Origin of the sequence: Alkalimonas cellulosilytica (genome assembly GCF_036325985.1) — a bacterium.
Classification (GTDB): Bacteria; Pseudomonadota; Gammaproteobacteria; order Enterobacterales; family Alteromonadaceae; genus Alkalimonas; species Alkalimonas cellulosilytica.
In genome coordinates this window covers 126,014-145,083 of the sequence record NZ_JAUHLI010000007.1, presented here as the reverse complement: position 1 = coordinate 145,083, position 19,070 = coordinate 126,014, and the positions used below count along the sequence as shown (strand labels likewise).

Genomic DNA, 19,070 nt, shown 5'->3' with positions numbered 1-19,070 from the left:
ATGAGGTTTTTATGAGTTTTTATATTGAGCGGCATAAACGTGAGTTGGCTGCACTAAAAAGTAACTATCAGGTACGAGACGATATCATTACCAATGATGGCAAAATTCCACTGACGTATTGGATCAATACGGAAAACTTCGGTGACTTATTGTCTCCCTGGTTGTACGAGAAAATGACTGGGCTTCCGGTCGAGTACAGTCCTGGTGACTGTCCTTCATACATTGGTATTGGTTCAATTCTTAAACGCACAACCGATCATAGTATCGCCTGGGGGACAGGCTCCTTCGGCACTGAGCCCCGCAAGCAAGTCGCTGCCAAGGCTACCTATTTAGCCGTAAGAGGCCCGCTTACGCGTGCCAGGATAAAAAATGCAGGCGTCGAATGCCCTGCTGTATACGGTGATCCGGCTTTACTCACCCCCATGTATTACTGGCCCGAAGTAGAGAAAAAGTATGAGTTAGGTATCGTTCTGCGTTGGTCTGAAAAAAAATGGGTCAACAGAGACTTTGGTCCCGGCGTTAAAAAGATTTATCTGAAAACTACCAATATCGAAGGCGTGCTCGATGATATGCTCAGCTGTAAGCGTATTATCACCTCCTCATTGCATGGTCTCATTATCTCAGATGCCTACGGCATTCCAAGTGCCTGGTTAAACTCGCACACGCCGAAGGGCGGGGAGTTTAAATTCTACGACTATTTCCTTACTGTAAATAAAGTGAGGCATGCACAGAGTTATGATCTGTTCGATGGGCCTGTTGAACTGATTGATTTATTAACAGCATTTGATTTTGACTGTAAATTCATTGATTTTGATTATGAGGCTTTATTAGATGCATGCCCTTTATTACAGAAAAGTGCATGATGCGTGCCACAGCAAGGCAGTTCTCAGACGAGCTTTACTAGGACTTGAAGTTTTAAACGGGTGCTTTCATTCAATCATTCTACAGGCGAAGCAAACATCTGATGAAAAAAATTCATATCAATATCAACGATACCAAGAATTACCACAGTATTCAGCAACAGGTGGTTGATGAGATTTGTGGTTATCTTCCAGATGGTGAAAACACCAGCCGCTCCATCAATTATAACCGTCCGGGAGCGGTCAATATCAGTCTCTTTGTACGCCATCCCGCCGAGGTCTATGTAGGCCATAATCTGGCAGACAAAAACTACCTTTGGTCGAAAACAGACACCGGTGATCGCTTTATCAATCAGTTTGAGCTGGTGTTTGTCCCCGGGGCCTGGCTGAAAAAGCGTCTGCTGCAAAGTAAAACTGTGCGTTTGCACCCCAGTCAGATTGTAGTGGCAGGCTCCCCCCGGGTGGACTACTTAAAGCGCCTGCAGTCACAAATGCCCGCAGTATCCGGCAAGCTGCGAGTCTTGTGGGCACCGGGGCATGATAACTGGAAAGACAAAGATGGCTCGGCCATGGGCAGCTACCCACAATTTCAGGGCTATCTGGATAAACTGAGGCGGGACTTTGAGGTGACCTCGGTAGTACACCCCCGCAACCGCAAAGACAAAACCGCCATTACCGAAGCTTTGTTGCAAGCCGATGTGGTGATTTCAGATTTCAGCTCGGTGATCTATGAAGCCTGGGCACTGGGTAAGCCGGTGATTTTCCCGCGTTGGCTGCTTGGTGATAAGGTATTAAAGCGTGCCCCCACTTCGGCCGAGGCCTATATTTTCGCTGAAGGTCTTGGCTATCATCCTCAGAGCATGGAGGAACTGATTCAGATTCTGCAACAGGGGCCAGTCATTTGCGAGCGCACCCAGCAGTTTATTGAAGAATACATTTATCAGGACGACCACCTGAGTGCCGGGCAAATCATAGCGCAGCATGTCATCAATCTTGCCGATGCCGACAGCAAAGCAGGGCGTGCTACTCTGGAAGCAACCGCTACCAGTTTGCTGCGGCAAAAAGAGTGGCTGCAAGCGGAGCAAGCTTACCGCCAGCTTATAGAGCAATCCTTAGGGCAGGCCGACTACTATCGGCAACTTGCCCTGTGTCTGAACCGGCAAAACAAAACCTGGCAGGAAGTCGAAGCTTTAACCGCGGCCCTGGCCATTGAAAATCTGGATGCGTTGCTGAATATTCAGCTTGCCCAGGCACAGGAAAAAATGCGGCGTTACCGCGAGGCAGCACAATCCTTTGCCAAAGCCATTGAGCTGGATCCTAAGCATCAGGATGTCAGTTTGTGGTATTTTCAGCAAGCCGCTGCTTTGCAGCAATGCGGTAAGGCAGCTGACGGAATGCAGATCAGGCAATTACAGGCGCAGGCTATCGCCAGTGATAAAATGCTCAACAGCGCAGAGCTGGGGCTGGGGATCTTATACCAGGCCTTAGAGCGTTGGCACGAAGGCTATCAGGCTTTTGTTGCCGAAATCTCAGACAAGCCAGGCCATGCTGTGTTGCATGCGCATGCGGCTTACTGTGCCATGCGCAGTTATCAATGGACAGAAGCGGTACAACATTGGCAATTGGCATTAGCCATGCAGCCCACTCAAGCCGAATGGCACTACCGTCTGGCCATTAGCTATGAACAATTGGCCAGCTTGGCTGAGGCTGCCGATGCCTTTGCACTGGCTGTTGCGTTAAAGCCAGAGCAGCGGTACTGGCATTATCGTTATGCCCGTTGTTTAACCGCTCAGCAGCGTTGGCAAGAAGCCCTGCAGGTGTTTGCAGCCATGCCGGCTGCAGTGCTAACAACCACCGAAGATAAAGCTACCGCCCCCTTGGTACTGGCCGCCGTATCGCCCGCCCGCCAGCTGCCCGCCAACCAGCATCTGTTATCCATGCCGGCCAACCCGGCCTGGCAGCAAAAAGCCAGTGCCGCTCGTGATCTATTGCGCCAGCAACTGCAGCAGGATACGGTGTCGGCTGAAGTCTGGTTTGGTTTGGCGCAGGCCCATGCCGTTTTGGCCGAATGGCCAGAGGCCGCCGAAGCGGCAGCACAGGCCATCGCCCGTTCGGCAGAGCACCAGCCGCTTTATTTTGAGTTGCTGGCAGCCTGCCAGGCGAAGCAGGGGCTGCAGCAGCAGGCCTGCCACAGCTACCTGCAATGTTATCATCTGGAGCCGCCTTTTGGCGATGAGCCAGCCAGCACCCCACTCAGTGCCACCGTCTCGTTGCTGGCGCGTTATGCCCATTACCGGGAAACCTTGCCGCTGCAGCCGCGCTGCATTGTGTATGAAAGCTTTAACGGCAATGGCATGTCGTGCAATCCGTACGGCCTCTTTGTCGAGCTGTTGCAAAGCGAAGACTTTGCCCATTACACCCATGTCTGGGTGATCAACGACCTGGCGCGGATCCCGCAGCAATACCGGCAGCAGCCGAACATTGTCTTTGTGCCCAAAGCCAGCGATTTGTATTTACGTTACATTGCCAGCGCCGCTTATTTGATCAACAACAGTGGCTTCCCGCCGTACTTCTCTACCCGGCCGGATCAGCGTTATCTTGCCACCTGGCACGGCACGCCATTAAAGACCCTTGGCAAAGAACAAAAGTACAAGTTTTTTGATCACAAGCGAACGCAGCGTAACTTCCTGCAAGCGACGCATCTGATCACGCCTAATCCTCACACCACCGGCATCACCATCAACAGCTACGACTTAAAGCCGTTGTTTCAGGGCAAGCTGGCAGAAACAGGCTACCCGCGCATTGATCGCACTCTCAATCTGACGGAGCAGGAAAAACAGCAGCTAAAAACCAGTCTGGGATTGCAGCCGGAGCTGCCGGTAGTGCTCTATGCTCCCACCTGGCGTGGCACCCTGACCGATGTGCGTTTCGATACCGACAAGCTGGCCGATGACATGACCGTACTGAGCCAGCAGCCGTGCCAATTGCTGTTTCGCGGACACAGCCTGATGGAAGCCTTGCTGGCAGAGTCAGCGCTCAATTGTCAGGTCGTGCCGGAGTCTATCGATACCAATGAGTTGCTGGCTATTGTCGATGTGCTCATTACCGATTACTCCAGCATCTTCTTCGACTTCCTGCCCAGACAAAAACCAATCCTTTACTACGCCTATGATCTGGCAGAATACGAGCAAGAGCGGGGCCTGTATTTTAGCATGGAACAAATGCCAGGCTCTGTGTGCCAAAGTATTGATGAGCTAAGTACAGCGCTGCAGCAGGCGTTAACGCAGGGGCTGGCTGGCAAGCAAGCCGCCTTTGCTGCCGCCAACGCCGAATTCTGCCCGCATGAAGATGGCCGGGCTGCCGCCAGGGTCATTGACTTCTTTATGCGCGATCAGCATCAGGCAGTGCAGTACGATGGGGCACAATCGTCGCAAAAAATTGCACTGATTTGCCCGGGATCTTTTGCCCCCAATGGCATTACCAGTTCGTTTCAAAACCTGCTCGCTGCCACCCGGGATTCAGAGTACCAGCTGGTGATCCCATTTTTGCCACACTCCATTGAGTCGGTACCGGCCAACCTGGAGAAGTTTTATGAGTTTCCGCAGACGCTCCCTTATGTCCCCCGCTATGGCAGCGTGGTGATGACCCTGCAGGAGCGCGAAGTTCGTTTACGGGCAGAAAAACAGTATTATCAGCACCTGACCGAGCAGGAATGGCGCATTCTGGCCGGCATGTATGCCCGCGACTTTACCCGTATCTTTGGTCCACGCCCCATTGATGTGGCCATCCACTTCTCTGGCTACGATTTGCTCTGGGCGAATTTGTTTGCTTTTGGTCAACAGATTAAGCAGCGGGTGATTTATTTGCATAACGATTTGCATGCTGAGTGGCAGGCGCGCTTTCCCTACCTGCAAAACATTTTCCATTTGTACCGCTTTTATCACAAACTGGTCTCCGTATCCGAGCAAACCAGCGCGTTAAACCAACAAAATCTGGCCGAAGCCTTTGGGCTGGATGCGGCGCGTTTTTGCTTTAGCAACAACCTGCAAGATCCAGAGCGCGTCAAGCGCCTGGCAGCGGAACCGTTTGAACAGGCCAGTGATCAGGCGCTGTTCCGCCCCGGCTGCACGACCTTTATCACCATGGGGCGCTTATCGGTCGAAAAAGACCACCACAAGTTGATCGAAGCTTTTAGCCAGCTGCACGCCCGTTATCCAGCTACCCAGCTGATCATTCTTGGCAGTGGTCCTTTGCAAAGCGAGTTGTCGCAGCAGATCCTGGCGAAGAAACTGCAAGGATCGGTGCATTTGCTGGGGCAGCGGAAAAATCCATTTCCACTGCTCAAAGCAGCGGACTGCTTTGTGTTATCGTCCAACCACGAAGGCCAGCCCATGGTGTTGTTTGAAGCCATGATCCTGCAAAAGCCAATACTCTCCACCGATATCACCGGTTCGCGCAGTGCGCTGCAAGGCCGTACCGGCACCCTGGTAGAAAACTCCGTGGCTGGCCTGTTGCAGGGCATGGAGCGTTTTTTAACCGGTCAGGATCAGCAGGAGCTGTTCGATATTCAGCATTATCAGCAGGAAGCACTCGCTATGTTTTACCGCACCATCGCTGAAGATAGCGATGCTTCGGAGTGAGCCATGACTAGCAAATCCCTGATCTTTGCTGGCCAGGCCGGTGTCGGCTACTACCCGCAAAACAGCCTGGAAGCCGCTGCTTTTAGTACGGCCCTTGGCGTCGATGGCATTGAGATTAGCGTGCAGTGGACGCGCGACCAGCAGTTGGTTTGTCACCAGCATCAGCGACTGGACCCGGCATTTACCCGCTCGCCGGATGGCTGTTGGCTGAACCAGGCCGAGCAATGGCCAATCGGGCAGCTTAGCTATGCCGAGCTGATGGAGTTTCGTCTTGGCGAGCTCAATCCCGAGCGGCAAGACCAGCGCAAACCACGCCGGCAAATGGCATTGGCGCATCCGATCCCGTTACTCAGTGACATGCTGAGCCAGCTAAGCCAGCAGTCCAGCGGCCAGCCCTTGCAACTGTTAATCCACTTGCCTTCGTCGCTGGATGAAATCGCGGTGGAGCCTGCCCTTATCCGGGCGGTGCTGCAGCAGGTGCTTGATTATCGCACCCGTCTGCACATTATATTCACCAGCTACGATTGGCGATTGCTGGCATTGATCAAACAAGCCGAGCCAGCGCAAATCTGTTGGTACCGGCTGCATCCCCCAGCCTGGTATCATCCGGACTGGGGGCAGCCCGTTTCGTTAAGCGAACCACAGTCGCAGGCACTGCTGGTGCAGCAAGGCTGGCACCAGCAGCAGCTGCCTTGGCTGGATGGGCTAAGCCCCGTGGATTACCATGATTTGATTGCGCAGGCGAAAGGCCGAGGCTGGCGTTTGTACTGCCATCACACCGCCTTGCCGTATCTGTCTGATGCGTCCGATGTCGCCCTTTGGACCGAGCAGCAGCACCAGCCAGAGATCTGCCAACTGCTCGCGAACACAGCAGCTTATGCCGTGGTTAGCGACAGCCCCTTTAGTTACAGCCATCTGGCAACAGCAAAGTGTCGTGAACTGGTTGCTTTTGGTAAAGCTTGCCTCGAGAAAAAAAAATGGCAAGCGGTGATCGATAGTTTTCTGCCAATAGTGCAAAGCAGCCAGGCGCGCTGCCATTTTGAGCTGGTGTATCGCCTGGCCATTGCACTACGACGGGAACAGCGCTTTAACGAATCGGAGCAGGTGCTGCAACTTGGCTTGAAAGCTTATCCGCACCATCACAATTTGTACATTGAGCTGGCCGCTCTGGAAAATCAGCGCGAAAACTGGAGCCAGGCGCTCAATTATTGGTACAAAGCTTTTCATATCGCGGAAGGTTTCTCGGTAATGAGTTATCAGCGCTTAACCAAAGCCATCATCATGAGTACCGAACAGCGGCCCTGGTTTGCCAAAGCGTTTTATAAAGCCAGCAGCACAGCGCACAGCAACCCGTATTTTTCGGCGTATTTTTCCTATTTCTTAGTGACTCATCAGGTGCCGGATGAAGCTTTAGCGACTGCCATCGACAAACTCAGTGCCATGCAGGCGTCGAATTTTCTGTACCAGTACGGTGTGCCACACCTGTACCAATTGCAGCAGCTGCGTTTACGCCAGGCCTTGCTGCAAAATCCACAGTTGCCTCAGCAGCCAGCGGCCTGGAACGAGCTGCTTAAAACCGACAAGCCAACCCGGCTGATGCCGCAGGATATCGCCAGCCTGACGGTGTTGCTGGAACAGTTATCGGATGCTAACGCCCGGCCATTCTACCAGGCGGTGTTGCAGGCCATTGAACCGCTGCAAGGCGTTGCCAAACGCGCTTTAATCAACCTTTGTACTGGTGATGCCAGTCAAAAGCCAGAGGTGATGGCAACGGTTGAGGCATTACTACCAGCCACAGCCAGCCAGCTGCAGGCGCACTGGCTACCGGAGCAAGCCTGGTTGATCCTCAGCAATATTTTGCTGTTGCGTTTTCAGATAGCCGCCGCTTATCGTCTGCGTCAGCTGGCATTGGCTTGCCATCAGCAGGAAAAACAGCAACAGGGGCTGGCATCCTTGGTGCTGGAGTCCACCAGTCCGGTCAGTGCCTTGCCAGCCGGCTGTGATCGCAAGCAGCAGCAACAGCATGCACTGGCGCAATTGCTGCGCGGCCAGCCCGCGCCATTCCGGCAAAGCTTTGCTTACCTGCGTGATCCGGCCTTTGCTGCCGCCATTGCCGGCAAGCGCATTGCCCTGGTAGGGCCGGTGGATGTAGGCGAGCTGCAAGGTGAGCTGATTGACCAACACGATTTGGTGATCCGACTGAATTACCAGTTGCCAGCCTACTGGGACCCGGCGCAGGCTGGTAGTCGCACCGACATCAGTTATTACGCCAATGACCTGATCAAAGGCGAAGACACCGATACTGCTCTGGTGCAGGGCATGCAGCAATTGCAGTGGGTGGTCTTCGATACCCAAACCAGTCTGCCTGCCGGCGTACAACTGGCCCGCGCCCGCTGCCAGTTGCCATATCGTGATTGCAACCCGGCTTACAAAGGCTATGTCAATGCCATCCAGAAAGTGATACTGGATTTACTGCTGCATCAGCCGGCCAGCATTCGCGTGTTTAACACCAACCTGTGGCTGGCCGACAGCACCATTGCCGGCTATCATACCGGCCACAAGCGCAACCAGGTGTCCCGTTTTATCTGGCATGATCCGGCCAGCAACTTCCGGTTTTTACAATGCTGCTGGCAGCATGGCTACATTCAGGCCGATCCGGTGTTAAGCCGCATTCTGCAACAAGATGAATCCGATTACATTCAACAACTGGATGCCGTGATCCAGGCTCAGGAAGCTTTATGAAAAAAATACGTATTTTAGGCGATCATTCCAATTTGCACTGTGGTTGCCAGGCGGTAATGGCGTATTTGCACCAACTGCTGGATGGCCGTTATCAGCGGGTCGCGGACGGTGAGGACTACGATATCCTGCTGGTCAATGGCGAAGGCTCCATGCACGACAACGCCAAAGATCACAAAACCAAGCTCAATGCCATCAAAGCCGCACAGGATGAAGGCAAACAGGCGTTTTTGATCAACAGCGTTTGGCAAAACAACAACAAAAGCTACAACAAAGTGCTGCAACAAATTCCGTCTATTGTGGTCAGAGAAGCAGCCAGTCAGCGTGATTTGCGCTTAAATCATGGCATTGAAAGTCGGGTGCGGCTGGATTTATCCTATGCGGCAGCGGTGGATCAAACCGCCACAGTGACCGATTACGCCGGTGCTCAGTTGATCACCGATTTCTACTCAAAGGATTTTGGCGGTTGGGTCAAGTTCACTGCAGGGGGGGCAGGCAAAGCCCGCTCGCCCTACATAGACATGAAAAAATTTAGCTGGAGTGAGCTGGTGCGCTCCATGCAAACCGCCAGCTTACTGGTCACCGGCCGCCATCATGCGGTCTTTGCGGCCTGCAAAGCCAGGTTGCCTTTTGTCGCACTGGAGAGCAACACCCATAAAATTTCTGGTTTTGTCAGCATGTCGAAATTACCGGTGCCTGTGTGCGATAACCCAAGGCAGCTGAACAACGCCATTAAATGGGCCAAAGAGAACCCGGCCGTGTACCAGGAGTTTTTTGACTTCCTTGACGAGCAGCCAAGGTTTACACTGGCAGATATTGGTTTGTAACCGACAAATTGACGAACGCAATGAGATACAGTCTGCATGTCTGAATTAACAGCAACACTGATGGAAAGCTTTCATATCCCGGCCGAGGATGTGCAAAAAGCGCTGCAATACCAGCAGCGCAATGGCGGCCGGCTGGAACAAATTCTGGTGCGGATGGGCGCTTTTTCCACCGAGCTGCTGCCTGCCTATTATGCCCGTTTGTTGCAGCTGTCCTTGCTAAGCGATAGTCAGTACCAGCAGTTATTGGACGATACCGACTGGCCGGCACGTACCCGCCAGCAGTTGTCGTCGCAGCAACTTCACGCACTGCTGGAAAAGCACTGGCTGCCGGTGTACGCCAGCTGCCTGAATGGTGATACAACCTTAACGCTGTTAAGTGCCAGCCCGGCAGAAATCGATGGCCTGGAGCGTGTCAGCCTGCTGTTTGGCGATGACCTGCCAGCCATGCTGGTAGCCACCGAAGAGCAATGTCTGCAATTGCAGCAACGGCTGCAGGATGAACCCAGCCAAAGCAGCGATGGCGATCTGAGCCTGCTGGAAGAAGACCGGCTCAGAGAGTTGGCCAGCGAAGCGCCTACCGTCAACCTGCTGAATAACCTGATTGCCAAAGGCCTGCGCCGCCGCGCTTCCGACATGCACATCGAGCCGTGGAAAGGTAAGGGGCGGGTACGCTACCGTATCGACGGTGTGTTGCAAGAAGCCGACAGCATCCCGATGAACCTGCTGTTGCCGGTGGTCACCCGCTTAAAGCTGCTGTCCAAAATGGACATTGCCGAAAAACGCCGGCCACAGGATGGCAAAATCGAAATGCGGGTCGATGGCCGCAGCGTGGATATCCGGGTATCGGCCTTGCCGGTCGGCGAGGGCGAAAGCGTGGTGATGCGTTTCCTGTTGCAGGATGCCCTGTCGTACGACATTGGCACTTTAGGCATCGAGCCCGATATTGAGCAACTGCTGCTGCAGGACTTGCAGGCAACCTCGGGCGTGATTTTAATGACCGGGCCCACCGGCTCGGGCAAAACCACCAGCCTGTACTCGTTTTTATCGCGCCGCAACGAGCCTGGCGTCAAAATCATCACCATCGAAGATCCGGTCGAATACCAGCTCGATGGCATCAATCAGGTGCATGTGCAAAGCGAGATTGGCTTTACCTTTGCCAATGCGCTGCGCAGCGTGGTACGCCAGGATCCGGACATCATCATGGTGGGGGAGATCCGCGATAAAGAAACCGCCGGTATCGCGTTGCAATCGGCCTTAACCGGCCATCTGGTGTTCAGTACCCTGCACACCAACGATGCCCCCTCCGCTTATACCCGCTTGCTGGATTTAGGGGTAGAGCCTTTCCTGCTAAGTGCCGCCGTCAAAGTGGTGCTGGCACAGCGGTTGGTCCGTCAGCTTTGCTCGCACTGCAGTGTGCCGGACGCTGCGGCCGCCGAAAAAGCGGCGCTGCTGGGTCTCGACTGGCTAGCCACTCAGCAAGGCATCAGCCCGGATTACCGCAAAGCCCATGGCTGTGAGCACTGCAATCATACCGGCTACCGTGGCCGGGTCGCCATTATTGAGTATCTGCGCTGCGACAATGACTTGCGCGCCTTGCTTGGCCACAGCAACTTTTTAAGCGAAGCGGCCCGGTTAAACCGTGAACGTGGTTTTCGTAATTTACTCGAAGATGGTGCGCTCAAAGCCATGCGCGGCCAAACCAGCTTAGAAGAAGTGCTCAGGGTGGCTGGCTGATGCAGCGCTTTGTCTATACAGCCTACAACCGCTCTGGGGTTAAACAGCAAGGCACGCTGGAAGCTGCCAGCGAAGCCGAGGCACGGCAGCGTCTGCTGGATGACCAATTGCTGATTGCAGAGCTCAGCCTGCAGCAAAGCAGCGCCGGTACGCCCATGCTTGGCAGCAGCCGTTTAACCACTGCAGACATCGAGTTTTTTACCAGCGAACTGGCGCTGCTGCTGCGCTCTGGCTTAAAGCTGGATAAAGGCCTGGCGATTTTGCGGCACAATGTGCAAAAACCGGCCCTGCGCGACCTGCTCAGCCGCTTATTGCAAAAGCTTAAGCAAGGCGAGCAACTGTCGGCTGCCTTGGATGGCGAAGCCGGCTTTAGCAGCCTGTACGTTGGCCTGGTGAAAATTGCCGAGGAAACCGGCGATCTCACCGGCGTGTTCGAGCGCCTGTCCGGCGAACTCAAATACCAGCTCGAACTCAGCGGTAAAATCAAGCAGGCGTTGGTGTACCCGTCGGTGATCCTGGTGGTCTGCCTGTTGGCACTGGCGTTTATTTTTAACTTTGTCATTCCCAACCTCAGCAGCATGTTCCGCGAAGGGCAGGAGCTGCCGGGCTACACCCAGGCGCTGCTGAGCATCACCCACTTTATGCAAAACTACCAATGGTATCTGCTGGTGGCGCTGCTGCTGGGCGGTTACCTGCTGTGGCAACAACGCCAGTCCCCCTGGGTGCAGCAGCTGTTAGAGGGGCTGCGCGAAAAAGCACCGGTGTTTGCCAGTGCCAATTTGCTGGTCGAGCGCATTCGCTTTAATGCTGCCCTGGGCACCATGCTGGCTTCGGGCGTGGCCATCGACCGGGCGCTGCGTTTTGCCTGCCAGACTTTGCGCACCCGCAGCCTGCAATACGAAGTCCAGAGTGCCCAGGAGCAAATCCGCCGTGGCAATGGCCTGGCGAAAAGCCTCAGCGAAACCCGGCTCTACCCGCCGTATTACGCTGCTTTATTGGCTATTGGTGAAGAAAGCGGCGCTCTGGCCGGTGTGTTTGCGGAAATCGCTGAGCGCTCGCGCAAGGTGTTCTACGAATGGGTCACCCGCTTTACCAATTTGCTTGAACCCTTGCTGATCATGTTTATGGGCCTGGTGGTGGGCAGCATCGTGGTGGTGATGATGCTCAGCATTACCGCCGTCACCGATATGCCACTATGAAGTTGCCATGAGAAAGCGCGGTTTTACTCTGATCGAGTTGTTGATTGTGATGGTGATAGGCGCCGTCTTGCTGAGCTTTGTCGGCCCGGTCGGTTTTCACCAGTATCAGCGCAGCCAGCAGCTCAAAGAGCGCGAGCAGCTGTACCGCATTCTCGATCACAGTCAGTTCGAAGCCCGGCTTTCGCGCAGCCCGCGCCAGTTGCTGCTCGAAGACAACCGGGTAGCGCTGCTGGATGGCGATAACAACCGCGAATGGCAGTTTGAGCACCTGCTGTTTGAACCCCAGCAATTGCGGGTCAACGGCAACGGCTTCTGGCAACAACCGGCCTTGTACTGGAGCGAACACGATCAGCCCTGGCGTCTGCAGCTGAATCCATCGTCGATCCAGCACCAGCTGCTGGTCAACCGGCCAGCCGCTGAGCGCTTGCCCATGCAAAACGGAAACAGGCCATGAAGCAGCGCTGTGGCCGTTTGCAAACTTTGGCCGGCTTTACCCTGATTGAAATCCTGGTAGCAATGACCATCTTATTCAGTGTGGTCACCAGCGGTTTTATCGCCTACCAGACCGCCCTGAATGCCAGTGATCGCGCCAATCAAACCACGGTGCTGCTGACCGCCTTACCCTTTATTCAGCAACAGATCCGCAGCGACTTGCTGCAGCAGCCAACCCAAAGCCAGGGTGAGGGCAGCATGCTGCAGGTGGGCTACCGCTTTCGCAATCAGGCTGGCGAGCTAACCGCTGCCCCTGAATTTGCCGATGAGCTGGAGATGGGGGCGGAACCAAACCGGCCGCGTTTTCGCCTGCATCACATTGAGCTGGAGCTTAGCTACCAGCAGCAAGTGCGGACTTTTTCTTATCAGGAGCTGACATGGATCGAGTAAATCCTGGCCCATGCAGCCCCACAGCAAGCCGGGCATACAGTGCCACCAGAGCAGTCAGGGCACAGCGTGGTTTTACCCTGATTGAAGTACTGCTGGCCATCACCCTGCTCAGCCTGTTAATGCTCTCTGCCGTGATGGCCTACGACTTTATGCAGCAGAACTGGCAGCGCAACCAGGCCAGCCAGCAGCGCAGCCAGCAGCACCATGCGCAGTGGCAGTTGTTGTACGATGTGTTGGTGAATACGTATCCTAAGCTGGTGCGGCAGCAATCGCTGCAAAGCCAGCGTGGTGACAGCGGTCAGGTCGGTTTTTACTTTTTGGGCCGTGATAATGGCTTTACCGCCGTTACGGCCACCAGCATGCAGGACCCAGCCAGCGCAGCAGTGTATCGCTTGTTTAAAGAGCCGGATCCGGCCGAGCCAGGTTTATGGCAGCTGGTGTACGAAGAAGCCTTGCTGCATGAACAGTTGCTGGCTTACGCCGAGCAGGAACTGCCGTTTGCCTTTCGCCGGGTGTTGCTGGCAGGCCAGCAGCAGCTGGTGTTTGCCTATCGGGGGTATGCCTCGTTGCAACAAAAACTGCAGGCGCAGGATGAGACAGCAGCGTCTTTATCCTGGCAAAGCGAATACGACGGCATGCAAGCACTGTTGCAGCCTGAGCAATTACGCATCAACAGCGATAGCTGGCAATGGCAGCAAAGATTTGATCACAGCGGCAATGAGCAGTTGTCGCAACTGGATGGCGGCTTATGAGCATGGCCAGAGCAAGTGCCCAAAGGGGCATCGCCCTGTTTCAGGTGTTGCTGATGACGGCGATTTTCAGCATGCTGTTATTGCTGATGGTGGCCAGTGTGCAGCAACACCAGCGCCAGGTGCAACAGCTGCTGGATGCCAGTACGCAGCAACTGGCGCTGTACTCAGCCGCCAATACGCTCAGCTTTGCCTTACTGACCGAAGAATGGCAGGGGCCGGACAGCGGCGAGCAGGCGTATGGCTGGAGTTTTTACAGCTATCCATTCGACTGGTTGGTTCCGGTGAGCTCAGAGGATAGCCAGGACAATCACAGCCAGGCTGCGGTAGCGGTAGAAGCCCGGTTGCAGGATCTGAATGGCTTGCTGGATTTGCGCTTTCCATCCCCGCTGCATCAACAATGGTTGCAACAACAAGGCATCGACAGTCTGTCTGCCAGTCAGATGGTAACCACCCTGCGCGATGCCCAGCGGCCAGAGCCGGCCGCCCGTTTGCCGTTTGCTGCACCAGGCTTTCACCTGCAACATGCCAGTGAAGCCATGGCCTTACCCGGCTGGCAACCCATGGCCGACAGCCAGCTGTGGCAGTTCACCCGGGTGCTAGGCGACGAGTTCAACTACCTGACGGCACCCGATCCCATTCTGGCTGCGTTGCTCCCACCTGCACAGTTCGATATACTCCGCCAGTGGCGACAGCAGGGCAGGGTGGATAGGTTTCGCTTTAGCGAACTTACCGGCATCGAACCGGATGAAGGAGCCACATTTTTTGCAAGCCGCGAATTGATCATGGTGCTGCGCTTGGGCCAGCAACAACGCCAACTGCAACTGCGTATTGATGCCGGGGCCGATATCCCGGTGCTTATCCGTCAGCAGCACCGTGGGGCCCGGTAATGCAGCCCCGGCAACCGGCGCAATGGCCAGCTCAGTACACAGGAGAGAGCAACACGTGAATCCAACGGGAACCATTATGGCCGGGAGCCAACCGTATGCCTGAAACGCACACTGCCACGACCCCTGCCTATGTGCTAAAAGCTCCGGCCTGGCTGCAAAGTCAGCTGCAGTACCTGGCCCGGGATGGTCAGCGTTACAGCTGGCAACAAGGCCAGCTGCAGCCAGTGCAGCGACCGGTTGGCTCTGTGCTGGTGTTATCGCGCCATGGCTACGACGAGCAACACGAAAGCTTTCAGATCGCCTCTCGCAGCGCTTTGAAAAAAATTCTGCAGCAGCGTGATCAGGGCCGGCTTTGTTATCATCTGATCGGTGATTTGCACCAGGGTCAGCGCCGGGTGATTAGTTTTACGCCCAAAGCAGAGCTGGCCGATAGCTGCCGACAAGCCCGGTTGGTGCTCCCCATTAGTCTGCTGGTGTTTGCCAGCCGCCAGCCAGGCTTGCACAGCCTGGCTATGCCCGATGGCCATTTTTATCAGTTCAACCAAACCAATCACGAATTCAGTTCCTTGCCAGCCAATGCCCTGGTTGCTACCGAAGAGCGGGCTTTGCAGCTGCTGGGTGGCCACAGTGCCGTGCCCAAATACCTGTGGGCCGGGCCCGGGCTGGCCAGGCTTTGGCAGTTTGTCTTGCGGCTGCCTGCCAGTAGCTGGCTCGATTGCAGCAATAGCCGGGCGGGCAATCAGTCATTGCGTGCCTGGCTGCCTTTTGCCGGGTTAAGTGCGGTGTTGGCACTGATGTATCTTTATGGCAGCACCGCCTTGCTATCGCAGCAGCTTGAGAGCCGCCAACAGCAATTAAACCGGCTGAACACCGAGGTGGCCAGTGTGCTGGATGCCCGCTCGTCCTTGCAGCAGGCCGAAGCGCTGGTGCAGGCACTGAGCCGCTACCAGCAAGATAACCTGTCCGGTGAAGGGCTCTGGACCCTTGTTGCCCTGGCGCAACTCAACAACGTCAACCTGACTCTGGTTGAAGGCGACAGCGAAGCCTTGCGCCTGCAGGGGCATGCTGCCAGTGCGACCGATTGGTTGCAATTGCTGTTAAGCACCGAAGAAGTGCAAAGTGCCGACTTTTTCGCACCGGTGCGCCGTGATACCCAGGGCCGGGAGCAATTTTCCATTGTGCTGGAGTTAAAGCCGGTGCTGGCGCTGCCTGCAGAAGACGGTGTTAACAGCAGCGCTGACCTGAGCCCGCAAGCACCGGAGGAGGCGCCATGACCAGCAGCAAACAACAGGCGTTACTGGCTATCGCCGCCGTACTGGCCCTGCTGCAATTTGTGGTGGTACCCAAGATCCAGCAACAGAACCAGTTGCAGCAAGAGCTCAGCCAGGTTAGCCAGCAGCTGGCCAGGGTGCAGGCGATGGTGGCCAGTGAAGCCGAGCTACAGCGGGCGCTGGCAGAATTGCCTGGCCTGCAGCAGCAGTTGGCCAATCGCTACCCGCAGCAACAAGCCGGCCAGTCGATGGGGCAGGTGCGGCTGAATTTACAGCAGCAGTTGCAGCAGCAACTGGCCAGCCATCAGTTGGAGCTCACCGTCTTTGACTGGGTGGGGCAGCGCAGCGAAGCGGATTTAGGGCTGGAGCTGAACCAGGCCAGGCTGCTGGTGCGCGGCCAGCCCGCCCAACTGATGCAGGGGTATCTTGCTTTGTTCAGTGGCCAAAACGGGTTGTCCGTTCAGCACGCAGAGCTGCGCACTACCGCAACTGGTGGGCGTCGTAGCCAGCCCGAGGCCACTTTAACCTTATTGGTACAAGCCATTGTGCTGCAACCAGCGGCGCTGGATGCAGCCTTGCCGCAAGGAGTTGACTAATGGGCGCTGTACTCAGGCAGGCCTGGCAAAGCCTTAGGGCGCAGCCGGCCAAAACCACACTGGTGCTGCTGCTTACGTTGCTGCTGCTTGGCAGCGATTTTCGCAGCCGTTTATACACCCCGATTGATCGGAGCCATCAGCAGGGCTTTGCGTCGCTGCAATTGCCAGCGACTGCCACTGCGCCACGCCAGAGTGAGCCCATAAAGCGCTGGCTGGCACAAAGCAGCGACCAGCGTGCTCAGCAAGCAGCAGAGGCAGAAAGCACGGCAGAGGCCAACAGCAGCCAGGGTACGCTGCCCGGTGCTACCGAGCTGGATGATAGCCGTTTGCTGGTTCGGGCCACTTTTATATCCAGCTCGCTCAATCAGCGGCTGGCCTTGATAGAGCTGCAACAAGGCGATACGCCACCCCGGCTTATCACCGCCCGTGAGCAGGATAGCTTTGGCCGTTTTCAATTAACGCAGATAGGCGTGCATCAACTGCGCTTTACCGATCCGGCAAAGCCCGATCAAGCCGCCATCATTGCCCCGGTTTTTGCCGGTGCCTCTACTTTGCAACAAGGATCGAACAATGCATCCGAGAACTAACCGTGCTTTTTCATTGCTGGCTGGCTATTGCCTGCTGGCGCTCACCGGCTGTGCTACCCAGTCGGTCAACTACCCGGTCAATCCATCCCGTATGGCGGCGCCGGCACCGGCATACCAGGCGGAGGAACTGCCGGAGTCCGATACGGTGGATGCAACTGCTGGCTTTACCCGCTTAACGCCATTGCCGGCTGATGCCAGGGCGTTGCAGCAGCAAACCGATTTAGCACAGCAATTTTCCAGCCGCGATCAGCATCAGCTGGCATTAAACCAATTGCCGATGCCGGAATTTATCCAGCAGGTGTTTGGCGAAGTCCTTAAAGTCAATTATGTGATTGCCGATCAGGCAGCCAGCAGCAAACGACTGAACCTGAATGTGCAGGAACCCATCAGCTCACGCCGTTTATTTTTACTGACCAGCCAGCTGCTGGATGAGCAAAACCTGCAGGTTTCCCAGCGCGAAGATGTGTTTTACATCCACCCCAAAGATCGCCAGAGCACCGCCAATGTGGTGATAGGCTTTGGCCGCCGGGCCAGCGATGTGCCCGATACTATTCAGCAGGTGCTGCAAGTGGTGCCGCTACGCTATGGTATTAAAACCAGCGTGGAGCGGACTTTACGCAGTTTAACCAGTGCGCAGATTACCGCCGATTTTGAGCAAAATGCTTATTTTATTCAAGGCAGTCGTGCCGAAGTGTTGCGTGCACTGGATTTATTGGCCCTGCTTGACATCCCATCCAGCCGTGGCCGTTATGTTGGTTTATTGCAACTTACCTACCTAACGCCTGATGAATTCAGTGCTCAGTTGGCAGAACTGATGCAAGCCGAGGGCTTTAATGTCAGTACCCGGGCAACCACTGGGCCTGCATTATTGATGGTGCCGATAAAACAGATGGGTGCGATTGCACTTTTTGCCGGTGATGCCTTTGTGCTGGACAGGGCTGAATATTGGGCCAGTCAAATCGATAAACCAGGCCGTGGTAATGACAAACGCTTTTTTATTTACCATCCACGCTATGCCAGAGCATCCGATTTGGGCGAGTCGGTAGCACCGTTAATCGGTGCCAGTGTTTCCAGTGCTGGGAGCACCAGGCGGGATACCCAAAGCGCCCAATCGGCTGACAGAAGTACCACGGTCAGTGCTGCCTCATCTGGGGATGGCGATATCCGCTTAACCGTGGATGAGCGCTCCAACACCTTGTTGTTCTATACCACCGGCACTGCTTATCAGTCGCTGCTGCCGATTATTCAGCGGCTGGATGTATTGCCCAAACAAATACTGCTGGATGCAACCATTGCGGAAGTGACCCTAACCGACGAGTTTGCCCAGGGATTTGAATTTGCCTTTCGCAGTGGCCGTTTAGCCGGTGGCACGCTAGGGGCTTTGGGCGTTAGTGAAATGGGAGGGTTTCGTTTAAATTGGGCCGATGGCGTCTCCAGTATGCTGGCACGTTTATCAGCCAGTAGCAATCTGGTGAATATTTTATCCAACCCTACATTGGTAGTACGTGATGGTGTATCTGCCAATATTACGGTGGGTAATGATATTCCAACCGTTGGCAGCACCACAATCAACCCTGGTACGGAAACACAAAGCACCAGTGTGGTGTATCGTAAAACTGGGGTTAGCCTTACGGTAACCCCAACCATCAATGCCCAGGGCTTGGTGGTGCTGGAAATCGATCAGAGCATCTCCAACACCAGCAGTGGTGGCCCGCAAGTAGCCGGTAGCCCAAGCATCTTTGAGCGCAGCATCAAAACGGAAGTACTGGCACAAAGTGGCCAAACGGTGTTGCTGGGTGGCCTTATTTCTGAAAGCAACACCGATGGCAACAGCCATGTACCGGGAATATCACGGGTACCTTTATTCGGCCAGTTGTTCAAAGGCGCTGAGCAGCGCCGGGAAAAGACTGAACTGGTTATTTTTATTACGCCAAGGGTAATTGATACCGTCGATGAGTGGCAACTAATTCGCCAGACCGTATCAGAGGGCTTGACAAGCATCCAGCTTGTAGACTAAAAAGAGCATCGAATACTGTCAGCTTCTTTGACAGAGTATTCTTTGTTGGGAATGCGCAAACAGCTTTTTAAGCGTAATT

14 protein-coding genes are annotated in these 19,070 nt (G+C 55.0%); all 14 read left to right on the top strand.

Features of this window, described 5'->3' with window-relative positions; all coding sequences use genetic code 11:
- The first annotated feature begins 11 nt into the window (after window positions 1-11).
- The 14 genes from QWY20_RS08655 to QWY20_RS08590 all read left to right on the top strand — a co-directional run bounded on the left by QWY20_RS08655 (window position 12) and on the right by QWY20_RS08590 (window position 18,991).
- On the top strand, window positions 12-863 hold the full coding sequence (locus tag QWY20_RS08655) for a polysaccharide pyruvyl transferase family protein (protein WP_330128621.1): 852 nt from the start codon (window positions 12-14) through the stop codon (window positions 861-863).
- Window positions 864-964: 101 nt separating this feature from the next.
- The gene (locus QWY20_RS08650; protein WP_330128620.1) at window positions 965-5,500 is read left to right on the top strand and encodes a CDP-glycerol glycerophosphotransferase family protein; all 4,536 of its coding nucleotides are present in this window, start codon (window positions 965-967) and stop codon (window positions 5,498-5,500) included.
- 3 nt (window positions 5,501-5,503) lie between these two features.
- Window positions 5,504-8,242, top strand: coding sequence for a glycerophosphodiester phosphodiesterase family protein (locus QWY20_RS08645; protein ID WP_330128619.1), 2,739 nt, complete (start codon window positions 5,504-5,506; stop codon window positions 8,240-8,242).
- Complete coding sequence (locus tag QWY20_RS08640) at window positions 8,239-9,066, top strand: polysaccharide pyruvyl transferase family protein (RefSeq protein WP_330128618.1); 828 nt, start codon at window positions 8,239-8,241, stop codon at window positions 9,064-9,066. Before QWY20_RS08645 ends, QWY20_RS08640 begins: the two co-directional genes overlap by 4 nt.
- A gap of 36 nt (window positions 9,067-9,102) precedes the next feature.
- Window positions 9,103-10,800 carry a GspE/PulE family protein gene (locus tag QWY20_RS08635; protein ID WP_330128617.1) on the top strand — a complete coding sequence of 566 codons (1,698 nt, stop codon included), beginning with the start codon at window positions 9,103-9,105 and terminating at the stop codon, window positions 10,798-10,800.
- Window positions 10,800-11,999 (top strand): type II secretion system F family protein, encoded by a 1,200-nt coding sequence (locus tag QWY20_RS08630; protein WP_330128616.1) that lies wholly within the window; start codon window positions 10,800-10,802, stop codon window positions 11,997-11,999. Before QWY20_RS08635 ends, QWY20_RS08630 begins: the two co-directional genes overlap by 1 nt.
- A 7-nt stretch (window positions 12,000-12,006) precedes the next feature.
- A complete protein-coding gene (locus QWY20_RS08625; RefSeq protein WP_330128615.1) occupies window positions 12,007-12,453 on the top strand; it encodes a type II secretion system protein in 447 nt (148 codons plus the stop codon).
- Window positions 12,450-12,881 (top strand): PulJ/GspJ family protein, encoded by a 432-nt coding sequence (locus QWY20_RS08620; protein WP_330128614.1) that lies wholly within the window; start codon window positions 12,450-12,452, stop codon window positions 12,879-12,881. The genes QWY20_RS08625 and QWY20_RS08620 overlap by 4 nt, the downstream gene beginning before the upstream one ends.
- A complete protein-coding gene (locus QWY20_RS08615; RefSeq protein ID WP_330128613.1) occupies window positions 12,869-13,633 on the top strand; it encodes a prepilin-type N-terminal cleavage/methylation domain-containing protein in 765 nt (254 codons plus the stop codon). The genes QWY20_RS08620 and QWY20_RS08615 overlap by 13 nt, the downstream gene beginning before the upstream one ends.
- Window positions 13,630-14,520 (top strand): hypothetical protein, encoded by an 891-nt coding sequence (locus QWY20_RS08610; RefSeq protein WP_330128612.1) that lies wholly within the window; start codon window positions 13,630-13,632, stop codon window positions 14,518-14,520. The genes QWY20_RS08615 and QWY20_RS08610 overlap by 4 nt, the downstream gene beginning before the upstream one ends.
- A 95-nt stretch (window positions 14,521-14,615) precedes the next feature.
- Window positions 14,616-15,794, top strand: coding sequence for a hypothetical protein (locus QWY20_RS08605; protein WP_330128611.1), 1,179 nt, complete (start codon window positions 14,616-14,618; stop codon window positions 15,792-15,794).
- Window positions 15,791-16,387, top strand: a complete 597-nt coding sequence (locus QWY20_RS08600) for a hypothetical protein (protein ID WP_330128610.1) — start codon at window positions 15,791-15,793, stop codon at window positions 16,385-16,387. Before QWY20_RS08605 ends, QWY20_RS08600 begins: the two co-directional genes overlap by 4 nt.
- Window positions 16,387-16,974, top strand: coding sequence for a hypothetical protein (locus tag QWY20_RS08595; RefSeq protein WP_330128609.1), 588 nt, complete (start codon window positions 16,387-16,389; stop codon window positions 16,972-16,974). The genes QWY20_RS08600 and QWY20_RS08595 overlap by 1 nt, the downstream gene beginning before the upstream one ends.
- Window positions 16,958-18,991: a type II secretion system protein GspD gene (locus tag QWY20_RS08590; protein ID WP_330128608.1), complete on the top strand. Its 2,034-nt coding sequence runs from the start codon at window positions 16,958-16,960 to the stop codon at window positions 18,989-18,991. Before QWY20_RS08595 ends, QWY20_RS08590 begins: the two co-directional genes overlap by 17 nt.
- Window positions 18,992-19,070: the final 79 nt, after the last annotated feature.

Bases quoted from the DNA above. Each gene is read 5' to 3' on its own strand.
- QWY20_RS08655 (WP_330128621.1), top strand. From the start codon at position 12: ATGAGTTTTTATATTGAGCGGCATAAACGTGAGTTGGCTGCACTAAAA.
- QWY20_RS08650 (WP_330128620.1), top strand. From the start codon at position 965: ATGAAAAAAATTCATATCAATATCAACGATACCAAGAATTACCACAGT.
- QWY20_RS08645 (WP_330128619.1), top strand. From the start codon at position 5,504: ATGACTAGCAAATCCCTGATCTTTGCTGGCCAGGCCGGTGTCGGCTAC.
- QWY20_RS08640 (WP_330128618.1), top strand. From the start codon at position 8,239: ATGAAAAAAATACGTATTTTAGGCGATCATTCCAATTTGCACTGTGGT.
- QWY20_RS08635 (WP_330128617.1), top strand. From the start codon at position 9,103: ATGTCTGAATTAACAGCAACACTGATGGAAAGCTTTCATATCCCGGCC.
- QWY20_RS08630 (WP_330128616.1), top strand. From the start codon at position 10,800: ATGCAGCGCTTTGTCTATACAGCCTACAACCGCTCTGGGGTTAAACAG.
- QWY20_RS08625 (WP_330128615.1), top strand. From the start codon at position 12,007: ATGAGAAAGCGCGGTTTTACTCTGATCGAGTTGTTGATTGTGATGGTG.
- QWY20_RS08620 (WP_330128614.1), top strand. From the start codon at position 12,450: ATGAAGCAGCGCTGTGGCCGTTTGCAAACTTTGGCCGGCTTTACCCTG.
- QWY20_RS08615 (WP_330128613.1), top strand. From the start codon at position 12,869: ATGGATCGAGTAAATCCTGGCCCATGCAGCCCCACAGCAAGCCGGGCA.
- QWY20_RS08610 (WP_330128612.1), top strand. From the start codon at position 13,630: ATGAGCATGGCCAGAGCAAGTGCCCAAAGGGGCATCGCCCTGTTTCAG.
- QWY20_RS08605 (WP_330128611.1), top strand. From the start codon at position 14,616: ATGCCTGAAACGCACACTGCCACGACCCCTGCCTATGTGCTAAAAGCT.
- QWY20_RS08600 (WP_330128610.1), top strand. From the start codon at position 15,791: ATGACCAGCAGCAAACAACAGGCGTTACTGGCTATCGCCGCCGTACTG.
- QWY20_RS08595 (WP_330128609.1), top strand. From the start codon at position 16,387: ATGGGCGCTGTACTCAGGCAGGCCTGGCAAAGCCTTAGGGCGCAGCCG.
- QWY20_RS08590 (WP_330128608.1), top strand. From the start codon at position 16,958: ATGCATCCGAGAACTAACCGTGCTTTTTCATTGCTGGCTGGCTATTGC.